15 protein-coding genes are annotated in these 17,419 nt (G+C 67.6%); 5 read left to right on the top strand and 10 right to left on the bottom strand.

Annotated features, from left to right (window positions below; genetic code table 11):
- Positions 1 to 1,228: 1,228 nt before the first annotated feature.
- From purH to VFG33_RS35500, 3 genes are read right to left on the bottom strand one after another with little or no spacing between them, the layout of a single operon-like run.
- Complete coding sequence (gene purH / locus VFG33_RS35510) at positions 1,229 to 2,788, bottom strand: bifunctional phosphoribosylaminoimidazolecarboxamide formyltransferase/IMP cyclohydrolase (RefSeq protein ID WP_325057405.1); 1,560 nt, start codon at positions 2,786 to 2,788, stop codon at positions 1,229 to 1,231.
- Positions 2,785 to 3,417: a phosphoribosylglycinamide formyltransferase gene (gene purN / locus VFG33_RS35505; RefSeq protein ID WP_325057404.1), complete on the bottom strand. Its 633-nt coding sequence runs from the start codon at positions 3,415 to 3,417 to the stop codon at positions 2,785 to 2,787. Before purN ends, purH begins: the two co-directional genes overlap by 4 nt.
- Positions 3,418 to 3,427: 10 nt before the next feature.
- A complete protein-coding gene (locus VFG33_RS35500; protein WP_325057403.1) occupies positions 3,428 to 4,699 on the bottom strand; it encodes a cell division protein PerM in 1,272 nt (423 codons plus the stop codon).
- Between the two features lie 170 nt (positions 4,700 to 4,869).
- Between VFG33_RS35500 and VFG33_RS35495 the strand changes: the two genes are divergently transcribed.
- On the top strand, positions 4,870 to 6,204 hold the full coding sequence (locus tag VFG33_RS35495) for a hypothetical protein (protein ID WP_325057402.1): 1,335 nt from the start codon (positions 4,870 to 4,872) through the stop codon (positions 6,202 to 6,204).
- A 54-nt stretch (positions 6,205 to 6,258) separates the two neighbouring features.
- Here the strand turns inward: VFG33_RS35495 and sucD are convergent, their stop codons facing one another.
- Both sucD and sucC read right to left on the bottom strand, forming a co-directional pair.
- On the bottom strand, positions 6,259 to 7,143 hold the full coding sequence (sucD, locus tag VFG33_RS35490) for a succinate--CoA ligase subunit alpha (protein WP_325057401.1): 885 nt from the start codon (positions 7,141 to 7,143) through the stop codon (positions 6,259 to 6,261).
- 12 nt (positions 7,144 to 7,155) lie between these two features.
- Positions 7,156 to 8,328 carry an ADP-forming succinate--CoA ligase subunit beta gene (gene sucC / locus VFG33_RS35485; protein ID WP_325057400.1) on the bottom strand — a complete coding sequence of 391 codons (1,173 nt, stop codon included), beginning with the start codon at positions 8,326 to 8,328 and terminating at the stop codon, positions 7,156 to 7,158.
- Positions 8,329 to 8,510: 182 nt separating this feature from the next.
- Here sucC and VFG33_RS35480 point away from each other — a divergent pair, with 182 nt between their 5' ends.
- Positions 8,511 to 10,148: a glycoside hydrolase family 13 protein gene (locus tag VFG33_RS35480; RefSeq protein WP_325057399.1), complete on the top strand. Its 1,638-nt coding sequence runs from the start codon at positions 8,511 to 8,513 to the stop codon at positions 10,146 to 10,148.
- A 63-nt stretch (positions 10,149 to 10,211) separates the two neighbouring features.
- Here the strand turns inward: VFG33_RS35480 and VFG33_RS35475 are convergent, their stop codons facing one another.
- From VFG33_RS35475 to icmB, 5 genes are all read right to left on the bottom strand, one after another.
- Complete coding sequence (locus tag VFG33_RS35475) at positions 10,212 to 10,337, bottom strand: hypothetical protein (protein WP_325057398.1); 126 nt, start codon at positions 10,335 to 10,337, stop codon at positions 10,212 to 10,214.
- Positions 10,334 to 11,086, bottom strand: a complete 753-nt coding sequence (locus VFG33_RS35470; RefSeq protein WP_325057407.1) for a carbohydrate ABC transporter permease — start codon at positions 11,084 to 11,086, stop codon at positions 10,334 to 10,336. Before VFG33_RS35470 ends, VFG33_RS35475 begins: the two co-directional genes overlap by 4 nt.
- Before the next feature lie 128 nt (positions 11,087 to 11,214).
- A complete protein-coding gene (locus VFG33_RS35465) occupies positions 11,215 to 12,237 on the bottom strand; it encodes a carbohydrate ABC transporter permease (RefSeq protein WP_325057406.1) in 1,023 nt (340 codons plus the stop codon).
- 109 nt (positions 12,238 to 12,346) lie between these two features.
- A complete protein-coding gene (locus VFG33_RS35460; protein ID WP_325057397.1) occupies positions 12,347 to 13,594 on the bottom strand; it encodes an ABC transporter substrate-binding protein in 1,248 nt (415 codons plus the stop codon).
- Positions 13,595 to 13,978: 384 nt separating this feature from the next.
- Positions 13,979 to 14,413 (bottom strand): coenzyme B12-dependent isobutyryl CoA mutase small subunit, encoded by a 435-nt coding sequence (gene icmB, locus VFG33_RS35455; RefSeq protein WP_325057396.1) that lies wholly within the window; start codon positions 14,411 to 14,413, stop codon positions 13,979 to 13,981.
- 183 nt (positions 14,414 to 14,596) lie between these two features.
- On the opposite strand from icmB, the gene VFG33_RS35450 reads away from it, so the two are divergent.
- The 3 genes from VFG33_RS35450 (at position 14,597) to VFG33_RS35440 (ending at position 17,197) form a co-directional block, all read left to right on the top strand.
- On the top strand, positions 14,597 to 15,499 hold the full coding sequence (locus tag VFG33_RS35450) for an esterase/lipase family protein (protein ID WP_325057395.1): 903 nt from the start codon (positions 14,597 to 14,599) through the stop codon (positions 15,497 to 15,499).
- A 331-nt stretch (positions 15,500 to 15,830) separates the two neighbouring features.
- On the top strand, positions 15,831 to 16,589 hold the full coding sequence (locus tag VFG33_RS35445; RefSeq protein ID WP_325057394.1) for a M23 family metallopeptidase: 759 nt from the start codon (positions 15,831 to 15,833) through the stop codon (positions 16,587 to 16,589).
- A gap of 59 nt (positions 16,590 to 16,648) precedes the next feature.
- On the top strand, positions 16,649 to 17,197 hold the full coding sequence (locus VFG33_RS35440; RefSeq protein WP_325057393.1) for a DUF6886 family protein: 549 nt from the start codon (positions 16,649 to 16,651) through the stop codon (positions 17,195 to 17,197).
- Positions 17,198 to 17,419 lie beyond the last annotated feature (222 nt).

Genomic DNA, 17,419 nt, shown 5'->3' with positions numbered 1-17,419 from the left:
GCGGCCCTGCGGGCTCGAACAAGTTCGACCCTTGACACACCTCACCACGACCAGGGAAAGATCGCAGCTATCCCGGAGCCGCTGGGAAGAACGGCAACAGTCCCAGGGATTCCGCCGGGCAGGCCGCACGGGTGGTTCGCCGGAGGTTGGCGGTCGGGTCGTTCGCCGGAGGTTGGCGGTCGGGTGGTTCGCCGGAGGTGGCGGCCGGGGAGTTCGGTGGCCCCGACGACTGACGCGCCGACTGCGAACCGTCGAGCGAAGAGGGGGCTCCACTCTCCAATGCGGGTTGCCCCATCGCTATAGCAGTGGGGCAAGCCCACCACGAGGAGCTATCCCCACTCATCGACACCACCCGACCCCCGAAACGAGCCCGCCGACCTCTCCAGGCACCACCCAGCGGAACACCTCTAGCGTCAGGCGGAACAAGCGGGAGACCTCGACCGCGGGTAGCGGCTTGTTCGACCGATACCGCCCAACAAGCCGCCATCGGTCCCGGGATCCCGGGAGTGGACCACCCCCAAGCCCGGCCGGTAGCAGGATGTTCGACCGATAGCGCCGAGCAGGCCGCCATCGGCCACACAACCCGACACCGACCGGCCGCACCACCGGCCCGGCGCAGCCCCCAGCGGCCCCACCGCGAACCCACCGTTTCGGGGGTTATCCCCTGAAACGGTGGGTTGTCAGCGTGGATACTGCGCGCCACCCCACGGTTTCAGGGGATAACCCCCGAAACGGTGGGTTCGCCGGAAGGGGACTCACACCTCCGCCCCGGGATCAGGCGGACGGGCGGACGGAACCACCGGAAGGGGCGTCCACATCAGCACCCGGGACCACCCGCGCCGGTCGAACCACCGGATGCAGTTCACACCTCCGCGCGGCATCCGCGTAGCTGCGTCCTTCCCTGGTCGCCGTGGTGGGTGTCAAGGGTCGAACTTGTTCGATCGCCGAAGGCGACGCCAAAGGCGCCCTTGACACCCACCACGACGACTAGCACACTCCCGCAGCGGAGACCGCGCAACCACACTGCCAATGCAAGCGACGCAACCACAACACCAATGCGCCTGACGCGACCACACCGCGTAGTTGCTAGTGGCAACCACATCATCACTGCTTGCAGCGCAATCCCGGGCCGAATCACCAATCGCATCCCACGGACAACCCGCACTCATCCGATCGCGGTTCGGTAGGAGCGAGCTGCGACGGAGGAGCCGCGACTTTCCCCGTAGTACTAGTGGAAGAAGTGGCGGGTGCCGGTGAAGTACATGGTGATGCCGGCCTTGGTTGCTGCTTCTACTGCTAGGTCGTCTCGGATGGAGCCGCCTGGTTGGACGACTGCGCGGACGCCTGCGTCGATCAGTACTTCGAGGCCGTCGGGGAACGGGAAGAACGCATCAGAGGCGGCCACAGAACCACTCACGCGTTCACCCGCTCGGGAAACGGCCAGGCGACACGAGTCGACGCGGTTGACCTGGCCCATGCCGATCCCCACAGAGGCTCCGTCGGAGGCCAGGAGGATCGCGTTCGACTTCACCGCGCGGCAGGCCTTCCAAGCGAAGGCGAGATCAGCCAGCACCTCATCCGAGACAGCTGTACCAGCAGCGAGCTGCCAGGTAGACGGGTCGTCGCCCGGCGCCTGGAAACGGTCCACGTGCTGCATCAGAACCCCACCGCTGATCCCGCGGAACTCAACCCGGTCGGGATGCGAGTCCGGCGGGCACAGCAGCAGCCGGATGTTCTTCTTGCCCTGCAGGATCTCGACTGCCCCGTCTTCGTACGCGGGCGCCACCAGCACCTCGGTGAAGATCTCGGCGACCTGCTTCGCCATCTCCACCGACACCGGTGCGTTGGTCGCGATCACACCGCCGTACGCCGAGACCGGATCGCATTCGTGCGCCCTGCGATGCGCTTCGGCGATGTCCTTGCCGATAGCAATCCCACAAGGGTTCGCGTGCTTGATGATCGCGACCGCCGGATCGGTGAAGTCGAAGGCCGTACGCCGGGCCGCGTCCGCGTCGACGTAGTTGTTGTACGACATCTCCTTGCCGTGCAGCTGTTCCGCGGCCGCGAGTCCACCTCGCCAATGCCGGTACAGCGCCGCCGGCTGATGCGGGTTCTCGCCGTACCGGAGTACGGCGGCCTTCTCCCACGTCGCACCGGTCCACGCCGGGAAGCCCGTGCCCTCGCTGGTATCGGTGAGCACACTGCCCATCCACGAGGCGACGGCCACGTCGTACGACGCGGTGTGGGAGAACGCCTCCGCCGCCAACCGCTGCCGCTGCTCCAGGGAGAACCCACCATCGGCAAGCGCGGCCAAGATCTCGTCGTACCGCGAAGGTGAGACCACCACCGCCACGTTCGCGTGGTTCTTCGCAGCCCCGCGAACCATCGACGGCCCACCGATGTCGATCTGCTCGATGCACTCGTCGGTCGACGCACCGGACGCGACCGTCTCGGTGAAGGGATACAGATTGCTCACCAGCAGGTCGAAGGGCTCGACCCGCATCTCGGCGAGCTGCTCCACGTGGGTCGGGAGCCGGACGTCCGCGAGCAGACCGGCGTGCACCTTCGGATGCAGCGTCTTCACCCGCCCGTCCAGGCACTCCGGGAACCCGGTCAGGTCCTCCACCTTGGTCACCGGTACTCCGGCCGCCGCGATCCGGGCGGCGGTGGAACCGGTCGACACCAGCTGGACCCCGGCGTCGGACAGCGCCTTCGCGAGCTCCTCCAGACCGGTCTTGTCGTAGACGCTGATCAGCGCCCGGCGGATCGGCCTGCGGTCGGTGCTCACTTCGTTCTGACCTTTCGTCCGGTGATGGTCCAGCCGTCGCGGACCAGCCGGCCGACCCAGTCCACCAACTGGCGGCGTTCGACCTCCTTGATCCGCTCCGTCAGGGTGTCTTCGGTGTCGTCGTCCTCGACGGGCACGGCCACCTGGGCGATGATCGGCCCGGTGTCCACCCCGCCGTCGACGAAGAACAGGGTCGCGCCGGCCACCTTGACGCCGTACTCGAGCGCGTCCCGCGGTCCGTGGATGCCGGGGAACGCCGGCAGCAGCGCATTGTGGGTATTGATGTAGCGGTCCCCGAAACTCGTCAGGAAGTCGTCGCCGACGAGCTTGAGGAACCCGGCCGAGATGACGAGGTCGGGCTTGTACTCCGCGACGGACGCCGTCAGGGCGCGATCCCAGTCAGCCCGCTCGGCGTGGTCCTTGACCTTGTGCACGAACGTCGGTACTCCGGCCGCCGTCGCCCGGTCGAGCCCCGCGATGCCCTCGCGATCCGCGCCGACGGCGACCACCTGAGCGCCGTACGCGGGGTCCCCGCAGGCATCCAGCAGGGCCTGCAGGTTCGAGCCCGAGCCCGAGATGAGCACAACAAGACGCGCTGGCTCTGGAGCGGGCGCAACCGGGTCTGTCACGCGCCAAACCTTATCGCTCGGTGTCCGCGGCACCTTCCACCGGGCGGCGGGCGGCCACGAGGCCCGCGGTGATGGCGGCGCCGATCGCCATCCCGGCCCCGAGCACCCCTGCCGCCGGGAGCGCGCCGGGAATCCCGAACTCAGCCATCCGCCCCGGCCCGGCCGAACCACCCGCGAGCGACATCAGGATGAACAGGATGATCCCGGCGATCAGCGCGGCCATCCCACCACGCAGAGCGAAGGCGTCCCACCCCAGCGCGTCCGAATCCTCGGCGGCAAGCCCCCTGCGAGCTACGACGAGCCCAGCGACTGCCCCCGCGACCAGCGGAAGCAGGGCAGTCAGAACCAGCAGGTACGTCGGGGTAGCGCCGTCCTCCGGTACTGCGGCAAGCAGCGGCAGCGCCGGGAGGTTCCCCACGTCCACCCCGGTCGGGGCGATCGTCGTACCCACGCCCAGCTGGAACCCCGGGCCCGCGAGGAACGACACCACGTACAGGATCACATTCGGTAGCAGCATCAGGCAGATGGCGAACAGCACGACCGAGCCGACTACCCCGGCGTCGAGCAGCTCCAGCATCCCGGTGACCCGGGAGAAGTGCACTGCCAGGAGCACGCCGTACAGGAGTGAGGCGGCAGCGATCACTGTGAGCACAGCAGCAACAGCAGCCGGTACTGCGTCACGCAGGCCGACTGGTGTCGCGTCGGCAATGTCCTGGGCGGCGCCGGACTCCACAAGCACCCCAGCGGTCCCCGCGACGATCGCCAGCGTGGCAGCACCGAGGAAGGCCGACAGCGGCGAGACCTTCACCGCGCCGTCCGACGTGAGCAGCGCGATGATCAGCGCACCCAGGCCGTACGCCGCCGAGAGCACGACGGACGCCATCACCAGGTCCTTGGTCCGGCTGGCGCCGCTGGTTCGCGCAGTGAACCGCCCGGCGCGGTACAGGCACCACGCCAGGAACAGCGTCAGGCCGAGCGGTGCGATGGTGATCGCACTGCCATTCAGGGTGGCACCGGCCTTGTGCGCGACCAGCCACACCGCGGCACCCGCCCGGACCGCACCGGAGGCGCCGCCGAAGGTCGCAGCCAGCCAGCCGACCACGGCAACGGCCGCACAGGCCAGCAACCCTGTGAGCAGGCAGGCACCAGCGCCTATGACGGCCGAGAGCAGCACCGGCCTGGTGGGCTCGAGCAGCTCGGACCTGTCGGGCTTCGGGGCGGGCCCGGGCGCCTGGTGGGATCCGCCGTCACGGGCGCCCGGACGGCTCAGCATGTCGGTCATCTGACTTCCATCGTCGCCCCCGGCCGGGGGACCACTCGTTCTGACACGCCGGATATGGAAGACTTCGGCCCGCTTGCTCTCTGTGTCCAACTCTCTGTGTCCAGCTCGGGATGGAACACGCCGGGCCACCGGGTACCGTCGGTGGAATCAGTCAGGAGGTCAAGAAGTAGATGACCGGTTCCCACCGTGCTCCGCGAGGCGGCAGCCGTGCCGCGGCTCGCGAGGCGCGCCGGCAGCAGGCGCGCCGCCGGAACCAGATGATCGGCGCGGGAGCCGCCGTCCTGGTTCTGCTGGGCGGCGGTGGAGTGGTGGCGGTGAACGCGTTCGGCGGTGGCGACTCCCCCGGCGACGCGAAGTCCAGCGCGACCGACGACAAGTCCAGCGGTGCGGACACGCTCGCCGACGCCAAGGTACTGATCGACGGGCCGACAGCGAAGCCTCTGACCAGCACCGGCAGCTGGGCTGTCGCCAGCACCGCCGACGGCAGTAGCGCGTCCGACAGATCCTTCGTCTGCCAGTCCCAGCGGTTCGCGGACCCGGCCGGCGTACGCACCTGGGTGCGCAACTTCCGCAACGCGACCACCAAGGACACCGCGGTCCAGTACGTCGAGGTCTCCAACGACACGACGACCGCCGACAAGGCGTACGCCACGATCACCGGCTGGCTGAGCCAGTGCTCCACGGCGCAGGTGCGGCTGGTCGCCAGCTACGCCATCGAGGGTCTCGGTGAACGCGGCGTGATCGCCGTCTTCGGACAGCCCACCGCGGACAAGACCAACAAGTACCGCACGATCAGCGTGACCACCGCAGGCCCGGCCACCATGGTGCTCGAGCACGACACCGTCGGCACCACGACCCCCAAGCCCGACGCCGTGCTGGCCACTGCCAGCGCCGGGCTGAAGCGGATCTGCGCCCAGACCGGCAGCAACTGCGGCACGGGGACCCCGAAGGCGACGGCCAGCCTGCTGCCGGGTCCGGACGCCTCCGGGTTCATGGCACCGATCGACCTGCCGGTCCTGCTGAGCATCGACAAACCCTGGGTCAGCGTTCCTTCCACCGTCCGCTCCGGGACCGAGTGCGAGAAGATCGACCTGAAGAAGGCCAAGTCGACGAAGTCCAAGGCCCAGACGTACGTCGTACCGGAGGCGCAGGCGCCCACCGAGTTCGGACTGGACGCCACGGTCGCGGCGTTCGCCACCCCCGCCGCGGCGAGCACCTTCGTCACCGGGGTCCGGAAGAACGTGGACACCTGCGCGAAGACGACCTCGAACGCGACGGTGAAGAAGACCGGCACCCTGAACTTCAGCACCATCAAGGGACAGACCTGGCGGGCCTCCTACGACACCGGCGGCGGCAAGATCTTCACCTACCGGATCGGCATCGCGGCGGCCGGCAAGCACGCGGTCTACCTGCTCTACCCGGTGCTGAAGGGCCTCGACATCAGCGACAGCGCGTTCACCCAGATCCTCAACCGCGCGGCCGAGCGCTCCGTCACCTTCAAGTAGGCACACAGAGCAGGGCCCCGGGAGAAGCTCCCGGGGCCCTGGTCGTGGCTGGTGTTACTTGGACTGCATGATCTCGCGCATCAGGTTGGCGGTCTCGGTCGGCGTCTTGCCGACCTTCACGCCGACGGCCTCGAGGGCCTCCTGCTTCGCGGCCGCAGTACCGGAGGAGCCGGACACGATGGCGCCGGCGTGGCCCATCGTCTTGCCCTCCGGGGCGGTGAAGCCCGCCACGTAGCCGACGACCGGCTTGGTGACGTTGTCCTTGATGAACGCGGCCGCACGCTCCTCGGCGTCGCCACCGATCTCACCGATCATCACGATCGCGTCGGTGTCCGGGTCGTCCTGGAACGCCTGCAGCGCGTCGATGTGCGTCGTACCGACGATCGGGTCGCCACCGATGCCGATCGCGGTCGAGAAGCCGATGTCGCTCAGCTCGTACATCATCTGGTAGGTCAGCGTGCCCGACTTGGACACCAGACCTATCCGGCCGGCGCCGGCGATGGTCGCCGGGATGATGCCGGCGTTGGACTCACCCGGGGTGATGATGCCCGGACAGTTCGGGCCGATGATCCGGGTCGTGCCGGAGGCCTGAGCGGCGGCGAAGAACGCCGCGGTGTCGTGCACCGGTACGCCCTCGGTGATCACCACGACCAGCGGCATGCCGGCCTCGATCGCCTCGATCACCGCGTCCTTGGTGAACTTCGGCGGCACGAAGATGACCGAGACGTCCGCGCCGGTCTCCTTGATGGCGTCGGCCACGGTCCCATAGACCGGCACCGCCTTGCCGTCGAAATCGACGCTCTGGCCGGCCTTGCGCGGGTTCACGCCGCCGACGATGTTGGTGCCGGAGGCAAGCATCCGGGTGGTGTGCTTGGTGCCTTCCGAGCCGGTCATGCCCTGCACGATGACCTTGCTGTCCTTGGTCAGGAAGATAGACATTTCAGCGATCCCTTACTTCGCAGCCAGCTCGGCGGCCCGCTTGGCGGCGCCGTCCATCGTGTCGACCCGCTCGAGTCCGGCCAGGCCGGCCTCGTCCAGGATCCGGCGACCCTCGTCGGCGTTGTTGCCGTCCAGCCGGACGACCAGCGGCTTGCTGACGGCCTCACCGCGGCCGGCCAGCAGCTCGAACGCCTGCACGATGCCGTTCGCGACCGCGTCACAGGCGGTGATGCCGCCGAAGACGTTGACGAAGACGCTCTCCACCTGCGGGTCGGAGATGATGATCTCCAGGCCGTTCGCCATCACCTCGGCGGACGCGCCGCCGCCGATGTCGAGGAAGTTCGCTGGCTTGACCCCACCGAACTCCTCACCGGCGTACGCGACGACGTCGAGGGTCGACATGACCAGGCCCGCGCCGTTGCCGATGATGCCGACCGATCCGTCCAGCTTCACGTAGTTCAGGCCCTTGGCCTTGGCCTTCGCCTCCAGCGGGTCCTGCGCGGAGGTGTCGGCGAACTCGGCGAACTCCGGGTGCCGGAAGTCGGCGTTCTCGTCCAGCGAGACCTTGCCGTCCAGCGCCTCGACGTTGCCGTCCTTGAGCTTGACGAGCGGGTTCACCTCGACCAGCGTCGCGTCCTCGCCCAGGAAGACCTGGTAGAGCTTCACGATCTCCGGTACGACGGCGTCGATCACGTCGGCCGGGTAGCTCGCGGCGATGGCGATCTCCCGGGCCTTCGCCTCGTCGACACCGGTGGCCGGGTCGATCGAGATCTTGGCGACCGCGTCGGGGTTCGTGTGCGCGACCTCCTCGATCTCCATCCCGCCGGCGGCGGAGGCGATGCAGAGGTAGTTGCGGTTGGCGCGGTCGATCAGGAAGGAGAAGTAGTACTCCTCGGCGATCGCCGCGGCCGGCACGATGTTCAGGGTCTTGACGATGTGGCCCTTGATGTCGAGGCCCAGGATCTCGCGGGCCTTCTCCTCCGCCTCGTCGGGCGAGGACGCCAGCTTGACGCCGCCGGCCTTGCCGCGGCCACCGGTCAGCACCTGGGCCTTCACGACCACCGTGCCACCGAGCTTCTCGGCCGCCGCGCGGGCTTCCTCGGGCGTGTGGACGACTTCACCCACCGTCGTCCTTACACCGTGCTTGGCGAAGACAGTCTTCGCCTGGTACTCCATCAGATCCACGACTGTGGTCCCTCTCTCGCCTGTTCGAGTTAGGCCGCGGCAGGCTGCGGTGCGGAGAGGCACGGTCGCCGGCGCGTTCCGTCGGCCTGAGACTAGCCACCCGGGTGGGCCGAGCAACAGTCGGGGTACGCCGTGAGACGACTGTCACAGCCCGCTTGCGAGGACATGAAAGGCTGGGACGCATGACAGATGGAGCAACCAGACCAGCTGACGACTGGTGGCGTAGTGCCGTCGTCTACCAGGTGTACCCCCGCTCGTTCGCCGATGCGGACGGTGACGGCACGGGTGACGTGAACGGCATCCGGGCCCGGCTGCCCTACCTGGCCGACCTCGGGGTCGACGCCCTCTGGATCAGCCCGTGGTACCCGTCACCGCTGCTGGACGGCGGGTACGACGTGTCCGACTACCGCGACATCAACCCCGAGTTCGGCACCCTCTCGGACGCCGACGCGCTGATCGCGGAAGCGCACGCGCTCGGGATCCGGATCCTGATCGACCTGGTGCCGAACCACTGCTCCTGGGAGCACCCCTGGTTCAAGGCGGCACTCAAGGCCGCCCCTGGGTCGCCCGAGCGCGACCTGTTCTGGTTCCGGGACGGCAAGGACGGCCACGCCCCGACGAACTGGCCGGCCGCCTTCGGTGGTAGCGCCTGGCAGCAGATCGACGATGGCCAGTGGTACCTGCACCTGTTCGACATCTCCCAGCCGGACTGGAACTGGGACAACCCGTTGGTGGTCGAGGAGTTCGACTCGATCCTGCGGTTCTGGTTCGACCGCGGCATCGACGGGTTCCGCATCGACGTGGCCGACTCGATGGCGAAGGACCCGTCGCTACCGGACGTGCCGTTGAAGGATGGCGAGCCGACCCGGGAGAAGTACGTCGGCAACCCGTTCTACGACCAGCCGGGCGTGCACACGATCCACCAGCGCTGGCGCGCGATCGCCGACGAGTACGCCGGTACGCCGCAGGGACCACGGGTGTTCGTCGCCGAGGCCTGGCTGTCCCCCGCGGAACGCTTGGCGCAGTACGTCCGGTCGAACGAACTGCATTCCGCCTTCAACTTCGACGTACTGCGCTGTGCGTGGGACGCGAAGGAACTCCGTGAGGTGATCGACCACACCACCGAGAGCCTCTGGGCCGTGGGAGCTCCGGCGACGTGGGTGCTGAGCAACCACGACACCATCCGGCACCGCACCCGGTATGGCCGGGACCAACGGGAAGCGCTGGAGGGTGCGGGCGTAGTACCGACTGATCTGGAGCTGGGGCGGCGCCGGGCACGGGCCGCGGCTCTGCTTGAGCTCGCGCTTCCTGGTGGGGCGTACATCTACCAGGGCGACGAGCTGGGTCTACCGGAGGTGGAGGACCTTCCGGAAGAGGTACTGGACGATCCCACCTGGGAGCGGTCGGGCCACACCGTGCGTGGGCGGGACGGGTGCCGTGTACCGATCCCGTGGAGTGGTAGCGAGCCGCCGTACGGGTTCGGGTCTGGCGAGGGGCAGCCCTGGTTGCCGCAGCCGGCTGACTGGGCCCCGCTGACCGCCGAGGCCGAGGCAGGCGATCCGAACAGCCACCTGAACCTCTATAAGGCGGCTCTGCGAGTCCGCCGCGACCAGGACGCACTCGGCGAAGGCCGCATGACCTGGGACGCCGACGTCCCGGCCGCCGTCCTCTCGTTCACCCGCGACCCCGGCTTCCGCTGCATCGTCAACCTCGGCGAGCAGCCAGTCGCCCTGCCCGAGTCCGCCGAGATCCTGCTGGCCAGCGAACCCGTCACCGACGGCACCCTCCCCGGAGACGCCACCGTCTGGCTCAAGATCTGACCCCTCTACCAAAGAGGAAGGGCTGGAACCGTTGCCGGTTCCAGCCCTTTTAGGTTCGTCTAGTTACCGTCGCCGGTCCTGCGCCTCTCGATCACGCCGGTCCTGCTCGTCGCGACGTTGCTGCTCCTCGCGATCCCGGCGATCCCGGTCCTCGCGATCACGACGGTTCCGCTCGTCTCCGTAGCTCATTTCACACCTCCGGCCGTCAGGCCTGCGACGATACGCTGCTGGAAGATGAGCACTGCAATCACCAACGGAATCGTCACCACCACGCCAGCCGCCATCTGGGTACCGAACGGCTGGTCGAAGCCGGAACCCGAGACGCCCTGGAACTTCGAGATGAGCACGTTCGCGGTCTGGATCTCCTTCTTGTTCACCATGCTCAGCGCGATCAGGAACTCGTTCCAGGCCGCGATGAACGTGATGATCGCCGTGGTGAACACGCCAGGTGCGGCCAGCGGAAGGATCACCTTGCGGAACGCCTGCGCCGGGGTGCAACCGTCCACCATCGCCGCCTGCTCCAACTCCCTCGGCATCTGCCGGAAGAAGGCGGTCAGGTTCCACACCGCCAGTGGCAGCGCGAACGACAGGCTGGGCACGATCATCGCCTGGTAGGTGTTGATCCAGTTGATGTCGATGAACAGCTTGAGCAGTGGAACGACCAGCGAGATGCCGGGGAACATCGACGTGGTGATGATGATCGCCAGGACGAAGTTCTTGAACCGGAACTCGAGCCGAGCCAGCGTGTAGGCGGCGAGGATCCCGATCACCAAGGTCAGGATCGTCACCGTGCCGGCTACCAGCAGGCTGTTCGCCAAGGCCCGGCCGAACCCGACTCCCTCGCCGAAGACGGCGCGGATGTTGTCGAGTGAGAGCGGATTCGGGAAGAACGAGTTGTCGAACTGGTCGGCCGGACGCCGGAACGCCGAGACGGCCATCCAGTAGAAGGGCAGCAGACAGTAGATGACGATGATCGCCACCCCGAGCAGCGGCGCGTACCTCCGCAGCGGTCCTGCCTCCGCGGCCTGGATGTCGATCTTCGGTGCTGCTTGCACGTCGGTTGCCATCAGACCTCACTCCCCGTCTTGACCCCTGCGGCCGAACCACCGGCAGCAGGCGATCCGTTGCCACGACCGCCCCAGCGCTTCCGGCCGGCGGTGCGCGTCTTCACCCGGGCCTCGCCGATGACGTCGGCGCCCAGCACCTTGACGAACGCGAATGCCACGACCGCCACGTAGACGAACAGGATGAACGCGTAAGCGGCCGCCGGTCCGTACCTGGTGTTGGTGGCCTCGTCGAACGCCAGCATCGTGATCGTCTCCACCGAATCCTTGCGTGGACCGACCAGGACGTAAGGCAGGTCGAAAAGCCGCAGGGTGTCGAGCAGCCGGAACAGTACTGCGACCAACAGGGCCGGTTTCACCAGCGGCAACGTGATCCGGACGAACTGTTGCCAAGGGCTCGCACCGTCCACCTTGGCGGCCTCGTAGATATCCGCCGAGATGGTCTGCAGTCCGGCCAGGACCAGCAGACCGATGAAGGGCGCGGTCTTCCAGGTGTCCGCGATGATGACCGACAGCACCGACTGCCAGCCCTCGGTGGACCACAGGATCTCCGTTCCCATCAAGGCGTTCGCCGCACCGTCGGCCTGGAAGATCCACTTCCACAGCAGCGCGGAGACGACCGTCGGGATGGCCCAGGGGACCAGGATGCTCGCCCTGACGATGCCCCGGCCTTTGAACGCCTTGTGCATGATCAGTGCCATCGCGACGCCCAGGATGGTCTCGAGCACCACACACACGACCGTGAAGAACGTGGTGTTGTAGAAGGCGTTCCAGAAACGGTCGCCGGCCTCGCCCGAGAAGATCGCGGTGTAGTTGTCCAGCCCCGCGAAGACGCTGCCCTCGTTGACGAAGCCGGTCTCCGGGTCCAGGACACCCGAGGTGTAGAGCGACTCCCGGAGGGACGAAATGATCGGGAACAACACGACCAGAGCCAGTACGAGAAGAGTTGGCGACAGCAGCAGCGCGGCGAGCCGGCCGGTGCCTTCGTCGTGTCGTCGTTGCCTCTTGCCTGGAGATTGCTTCACCGGTCGTTCCGCGACCGGGACGGATGTGCTCACCTCTGCCTCCTAGGTGTAGCCAGCGATGGCTGGGCCGGCGCACAGCAGTCGCTGCGCACCGGCCCACCCAAGTCGGTCATGGGGTGATGAGAGTGCTCAGCTTGGACTGAAGATCCGTCAGCGCCTGCTTCGGATCCGCCTTGTTGGTCAAGGCGTCGTACGCCGACTGCTGGATCGCCGCGGTCACATCGCCGTACTTGACCACCACGGGCCTCGACTTCGCGCCCGCGATCGACGCCTTCAGCGGCGCCAGGTACGGGAACTGCTTGTTCAGCGCCGGGTCGTCGTACAGCGACGCCCAGGTCGGGGCCTGCGAGGTCTTCTCGATGTTCGCCTTCTGGCGCTCCTCGCTCACCATGAACTTGATGAAGTTGACCGCGGTCTCCTTGTTCGGGGTGAAGGAGCTGACCGCCAGGTTGTGACCGCCCAGCGTCGAGACACCGGGACCGTCCTTGCCAGGCAGCGGAGCGACCCCGAACTTACCGACGATCTTGGAGGTACCCGCCTTGCTCGCCAGCGCGTACACGTAGGGCCAGTTGCGGAGGAACAGGAGGTTGCCCGCCTCGAACGCGCGGCGGCTCTCCTCTTCCTTGTAGGTGATCGCGGCCGGCGGGATCTCCTTGGTCTTGAAGCCGTTCACCAGCTCCTCCAGACCGGCGAGCGCCTCCGGCGTGTCGACGTTCGGCTTGCCGTCGGGACCGACGACCACACCGCCCGCCGCGTTGACCGCCTCGGAGAAGTTCACCGTCAGGCCTTCGTACTTCTCGAACTGACCGGCGTAGCAGTTCATGTCCTTGGCCTCGGGCAGCGCCTTCACCTTGGCGCAGGCGGCGGTCATCTCGGCCCAGGTCGTCGGCGGCTTGACGCCGGCCTTGTCGAGCATGTCCTTGCGGTAGTAGAGCAGTCCGCCGTCGGAGGTGCTCGGTACGGCGTACAGCTTGTCGCGGTACTTCGCCGTCTCGAGGGTCGCCGGGATCAGCTTGTCGAGTGGGAACTGGTCCTGGGGCAGTTCGTCGACCCAGCGGTTCGCCGCGAACTCCGCAGTCCAGACCACGTCCAGGTTGAGCACGCTGAACGCGTCGGACTTGTTCTGCGCGTTCTGGATCATCTGCTGCCGCTGCTGGTTCGCATCCTGCGGCAACTCGATGATGGTGACCTTCTGGTCGGGGTTCTGCGAGTTCCAGGCCGCGACCTGGTTCTTGAGGTTGCCGGACGTGTCAGCGCCGCCCGCCAACGTGATCGGGCCCTTGCCGGTGAGCGCCCCACTCGTGGATCCCCCACTGCTGCTGTCGTCGTCACCGCCACACGCGGATGCGAGCAACACCAGGCTGCTCGCTACGGCCAGAGCGACCGCCTTGCGTGTGTGTGATCGTTCAAACCTCATCGTGTACCTGCCCTCTCCCGATGGGACCTCTTGCCTGGTTCTGCGTCGGCCGGTCGCAGTTCCCCACCACGCTGCAATCCGCCCTGTCCGGACAGTAACCGAGATCGGGGGCGATGTGTCCTGAGCCACACACCTGACCGATCGTCATGAACGGACAAACGCATGGCTGTATGCGACCGCGATTCGAGGGCCCGCACAACCAGGTGTTTCTTAACGATTCGGTATTACCGAACAGTAACCTGGCTGAAACGGGCAGAACTGATCAGATCGACTCCGCGCAGTCGCCGACACGCTCCGGAGCGGATCCGTCGCGTCGGGGCAGGATCAGGCGTCCTGGGGTTCTTCCGTGGTCGCGGAGGCGTCGCCGACGTTGGCGCGGACCCACTCGACGATCTCGGTGGTGGTGGCGCCGGGGGTGAAGATCTTGTGCACGCCCAGATCGGCCAGCGGCTGCAGATCGGCCTCGGGGATGATCCCGCCGCCGAACACCACGATGTCGTCCGCGTCGCGCTCCGCGAGCAACTCGCGGACCTTCTTGAACAGGGTCATGTGCGCACCGGACAGCACCGACAGGCCGACCGCGTCCGCGTCCTCGGCGATGGCGGTCTCGACGATCTGCTCGGGGGTCTGGTGCAGGCCGGTGTAGATGACCTCCATGCCGGCGTCGCGCAGCGCCCGCGCGACCACCTTCGCGCCCCGGTCGTGACCGTCCAGTCCAGGCTTGGCGACGACTACTCGCAGTGGGCTCGCGGCTGGCATCTAGGGACCTCTCCGGTACGCCGGGCGCAGCGTTGCGCCCTGGACAATCGCAGGCTATCCGAGCCCCACCTCACGGATAAGACACGGAGGCGTGTGTTCCCGGCCACGCGCGCCGGGAACCGGTTACCGTGGAAAGAGATCGGACCAGTTGTGCGGGGGGTCTGATGCACCGAGGAGACGCCGATGAGCGCTGAGGCGGTCGAACAGCCGGAGGATTCGCCCGGCGATCCGGCGAAGGAGGCCACCCGGAGCAGCATCCGGGAGGCCCTCGACGGTTTGCGGTACGGCGCCCGCTCTGCCTTGAGCCCCCGGGTCCTCCAGGGCGCTGCGGTCGAGCTCGGCTGGATCACCACCCATCTCGCGATGTACCCGCTCGGCCTGGTCGGCGGCACCGGCAGCAAAGCGGAGCGCCTCACCCTCACCGGCCTCACCCCGGCCCAGCGCAGCCTGCTCGTCGGCGACGTCAGAGCAGCCGGTACGCCGATCCTCCTGGCGCACGGGATCGTCGACAACCACACCGTCTTCGCCCTGATGCGCCGCCAGTTGCTGCGCCGGGGATTCACCAGGATCCAGAACTTCTCGTACTCTCCGCTGACGCTCGACGTCCGGCGTACGGCGGAGCGGTTGGGGGCCGAGATCGAGGCGCTCTGCGAGGAATCCGGCTCCGAGCAGATCCATGTGGTCGGACACAGCCTCGGCGGCCTGATCGCGCGGTACTACATCCAGCGCCTCGGCGGGGACCGGCGCGTGCACACCTGCGTGACGCTCGGCACCCCGCACCAGGGCACGATGGCGGCTCGGCTGCTGCCCTGGCCGCTGGTCAAGCAGGTGCGGCCGGACAGCGACCTGATGGCGGAACTGGCCGAGCCGGCGCCTGACTGTCAGACCCGGTTCATCGCGTTCTACAGCGACGTGGACCAGCTGATCGTGCCGCAACGGAGGGCCCGGATCCGTCACCCCGATCTGACGGCGCGTAATATCCGGGTTCGCGGCGTGGGCCACCTGTCCCTGCCGTTCCACGGCGAGGTCGTGCACCAGATCACCGGTGTCCTTTCCCACCTCGACGAGCAGGGCCCGGTTGCCTGACCCGTCAACTGGTTTGCGCCTTCAGGTGGATGCACGTGCAGGCGCTCATGCAAAAGTTTCGTGAAGGTGAGGGCTGAAATCGGGTGGCAGGGTTTGTCGCCTCGTGACTGTTCCGTTATGGTGCATGAGCCCCCGGAGGGAATAAATCTCCCCGGGAGCGGACAGTGCCCCTCCCCTGTGACCGAAAGGCCACGTTGTGTCCCAGCACCGTGCCGCGGGTAACCGCGTCACGCCAGGCAATAGTGCTGCGCGCAAGACCGGCGCATCACGTCACAGTGCCAAGCATCGTGTTGCCAGGCGTAACACCCCAGGTGGTACCCAGATCGTCGGTTTGACCGCAGCCCTCGCTGCGGCAGCGGGCGCTGTCGGCTTCAGCCACAGCTCGCTGGCCTCGCCGACGCAGGCGAACTCCGCGGTGAACGTCGCAGCGCTCACGATGGGCAACAGCCAGCTCTCCGAGGTCACCACGGCCCGGATCGAGCGGCGTCAACTGGCCACGCGTGACTCCTCGCGAGTCGAGCTGTCCACCACGGAAGCATCCAAGAAGCAGGCCTCGGCCGCCGCGATCTCCAAGGCGAGGGCCGCGAAGCTCGACGCCACCAAGAAGCTGACCGCTCAGCGCGCCTCCGCCCTCGCCGCCGCCAAGGCCGCCTCGGAAGCCGCCGCCGAGAAGGAGCGGAAGTCCTCCACCCGCTGCGAGATGATGATCTCCGGCTACCACATCACCGCCGGCTTCGGTCAGGGCGGCAGCCGCTGGGCCTCCGTCCACACCGGTACCGACTTCGCCGCCCCGATCGGCACCCCGATCCGGTCCGTGATGAAGGGCGTCGTGCTGTCCGCCGAGTTCGCCGGACCGTACGGACGGCAGGTCCGGATCAAGCACGAGGACGGCACCGAGACCTGGTACAACCACATGTCGAAGTTCTCCGTCTCGCCGGGCGAGACCGTGTACGCCGGCGACCAGGTCGGCGCGGTCGGCGTCACCGGCAACACCACCGGCCCGCACCTGCACTTCGAGGTCCGTCCGGACGGCGGAGAGCCGATCAACCCCATCCCGTGGCTCGAAGACACCTGCGGTCTCAACCCCTGACAGTCAACGCCACGTAAAGAATTGCCGACCGCGACCGACCGGCGATTAGGCTCCCGCGCATGCGTCCGGCGCCAGGTGAAGTCCTCCATTTCTCCGAAGATCCGACCATCCGCACCTTCCGGCCCCATCTCGCCTCTGGCAGGACAACGCCGTACGTCTGGGCCGTCGACCACGATCGGGCCCCCGACTACTGGTTCCCGCGGCAGTGCCCGCGCGCGATGGCCTGGGTCGGGCCGAAGACCACCGCTGAGGACCAGTCCCGCATCGTCGGCGATGGTTGCGGAACGCGAGTACACGTGATCGAGTACGGCTGGCTGGATGCGCTCAGGACGGTCGAGCTTTACGCGTACCGCCTCCCGGCTGCTCCCTTCGAGGCCACCGACGCCGCGGTCGTCGCGACCACCGAGGTAACGCCCCTGGGACCGCCTGAGCGCGTCGGCGACCTCTTCGATCTTCATGCCACGGCAGGCATCCAACTACGCGTCCTACCCCATCTACACGACTTCTGGGACGCCGTGATCGCCTCGACCCTGGGATTCAGCGGCATCCGCCTCCGGAACGCACTCCCTCGCCCGTACGACGAATCGCCCGCGCCCGGCGATTCGTAGTACAGGCTCAGCCGGCGGCTCGAAATGTGGGGGACGTGGGTGGTGGGCGGTGCCATTATTGGGCGGTGACTGATGCGGCGGGGGCCTACCGGGAGCTGGCTGAGGACGCGTGGCGGTGGGTGCTGGATCAGGTGCGGTGGGACGACGGGCCGTGGATCCCCACGACTGTGAGCGGGCCTGGCGTGCCGGAGATCCCGGGGGATCGCGACGGGATGCACAGTG

The organism is Kribbella sp. (genome assembly GCF_035687465.1).
Taxonomy (GTDB): domain Bacteria; phylum Actinomycetota; class Actinomycetes; order Propionibacteriales; family Kribbellaceae; genus Kribbella.
Note: the sequence above shows the minus strand (reverse complement) of the source record. Positions and strands in the feature narration are given on the sequence as shown.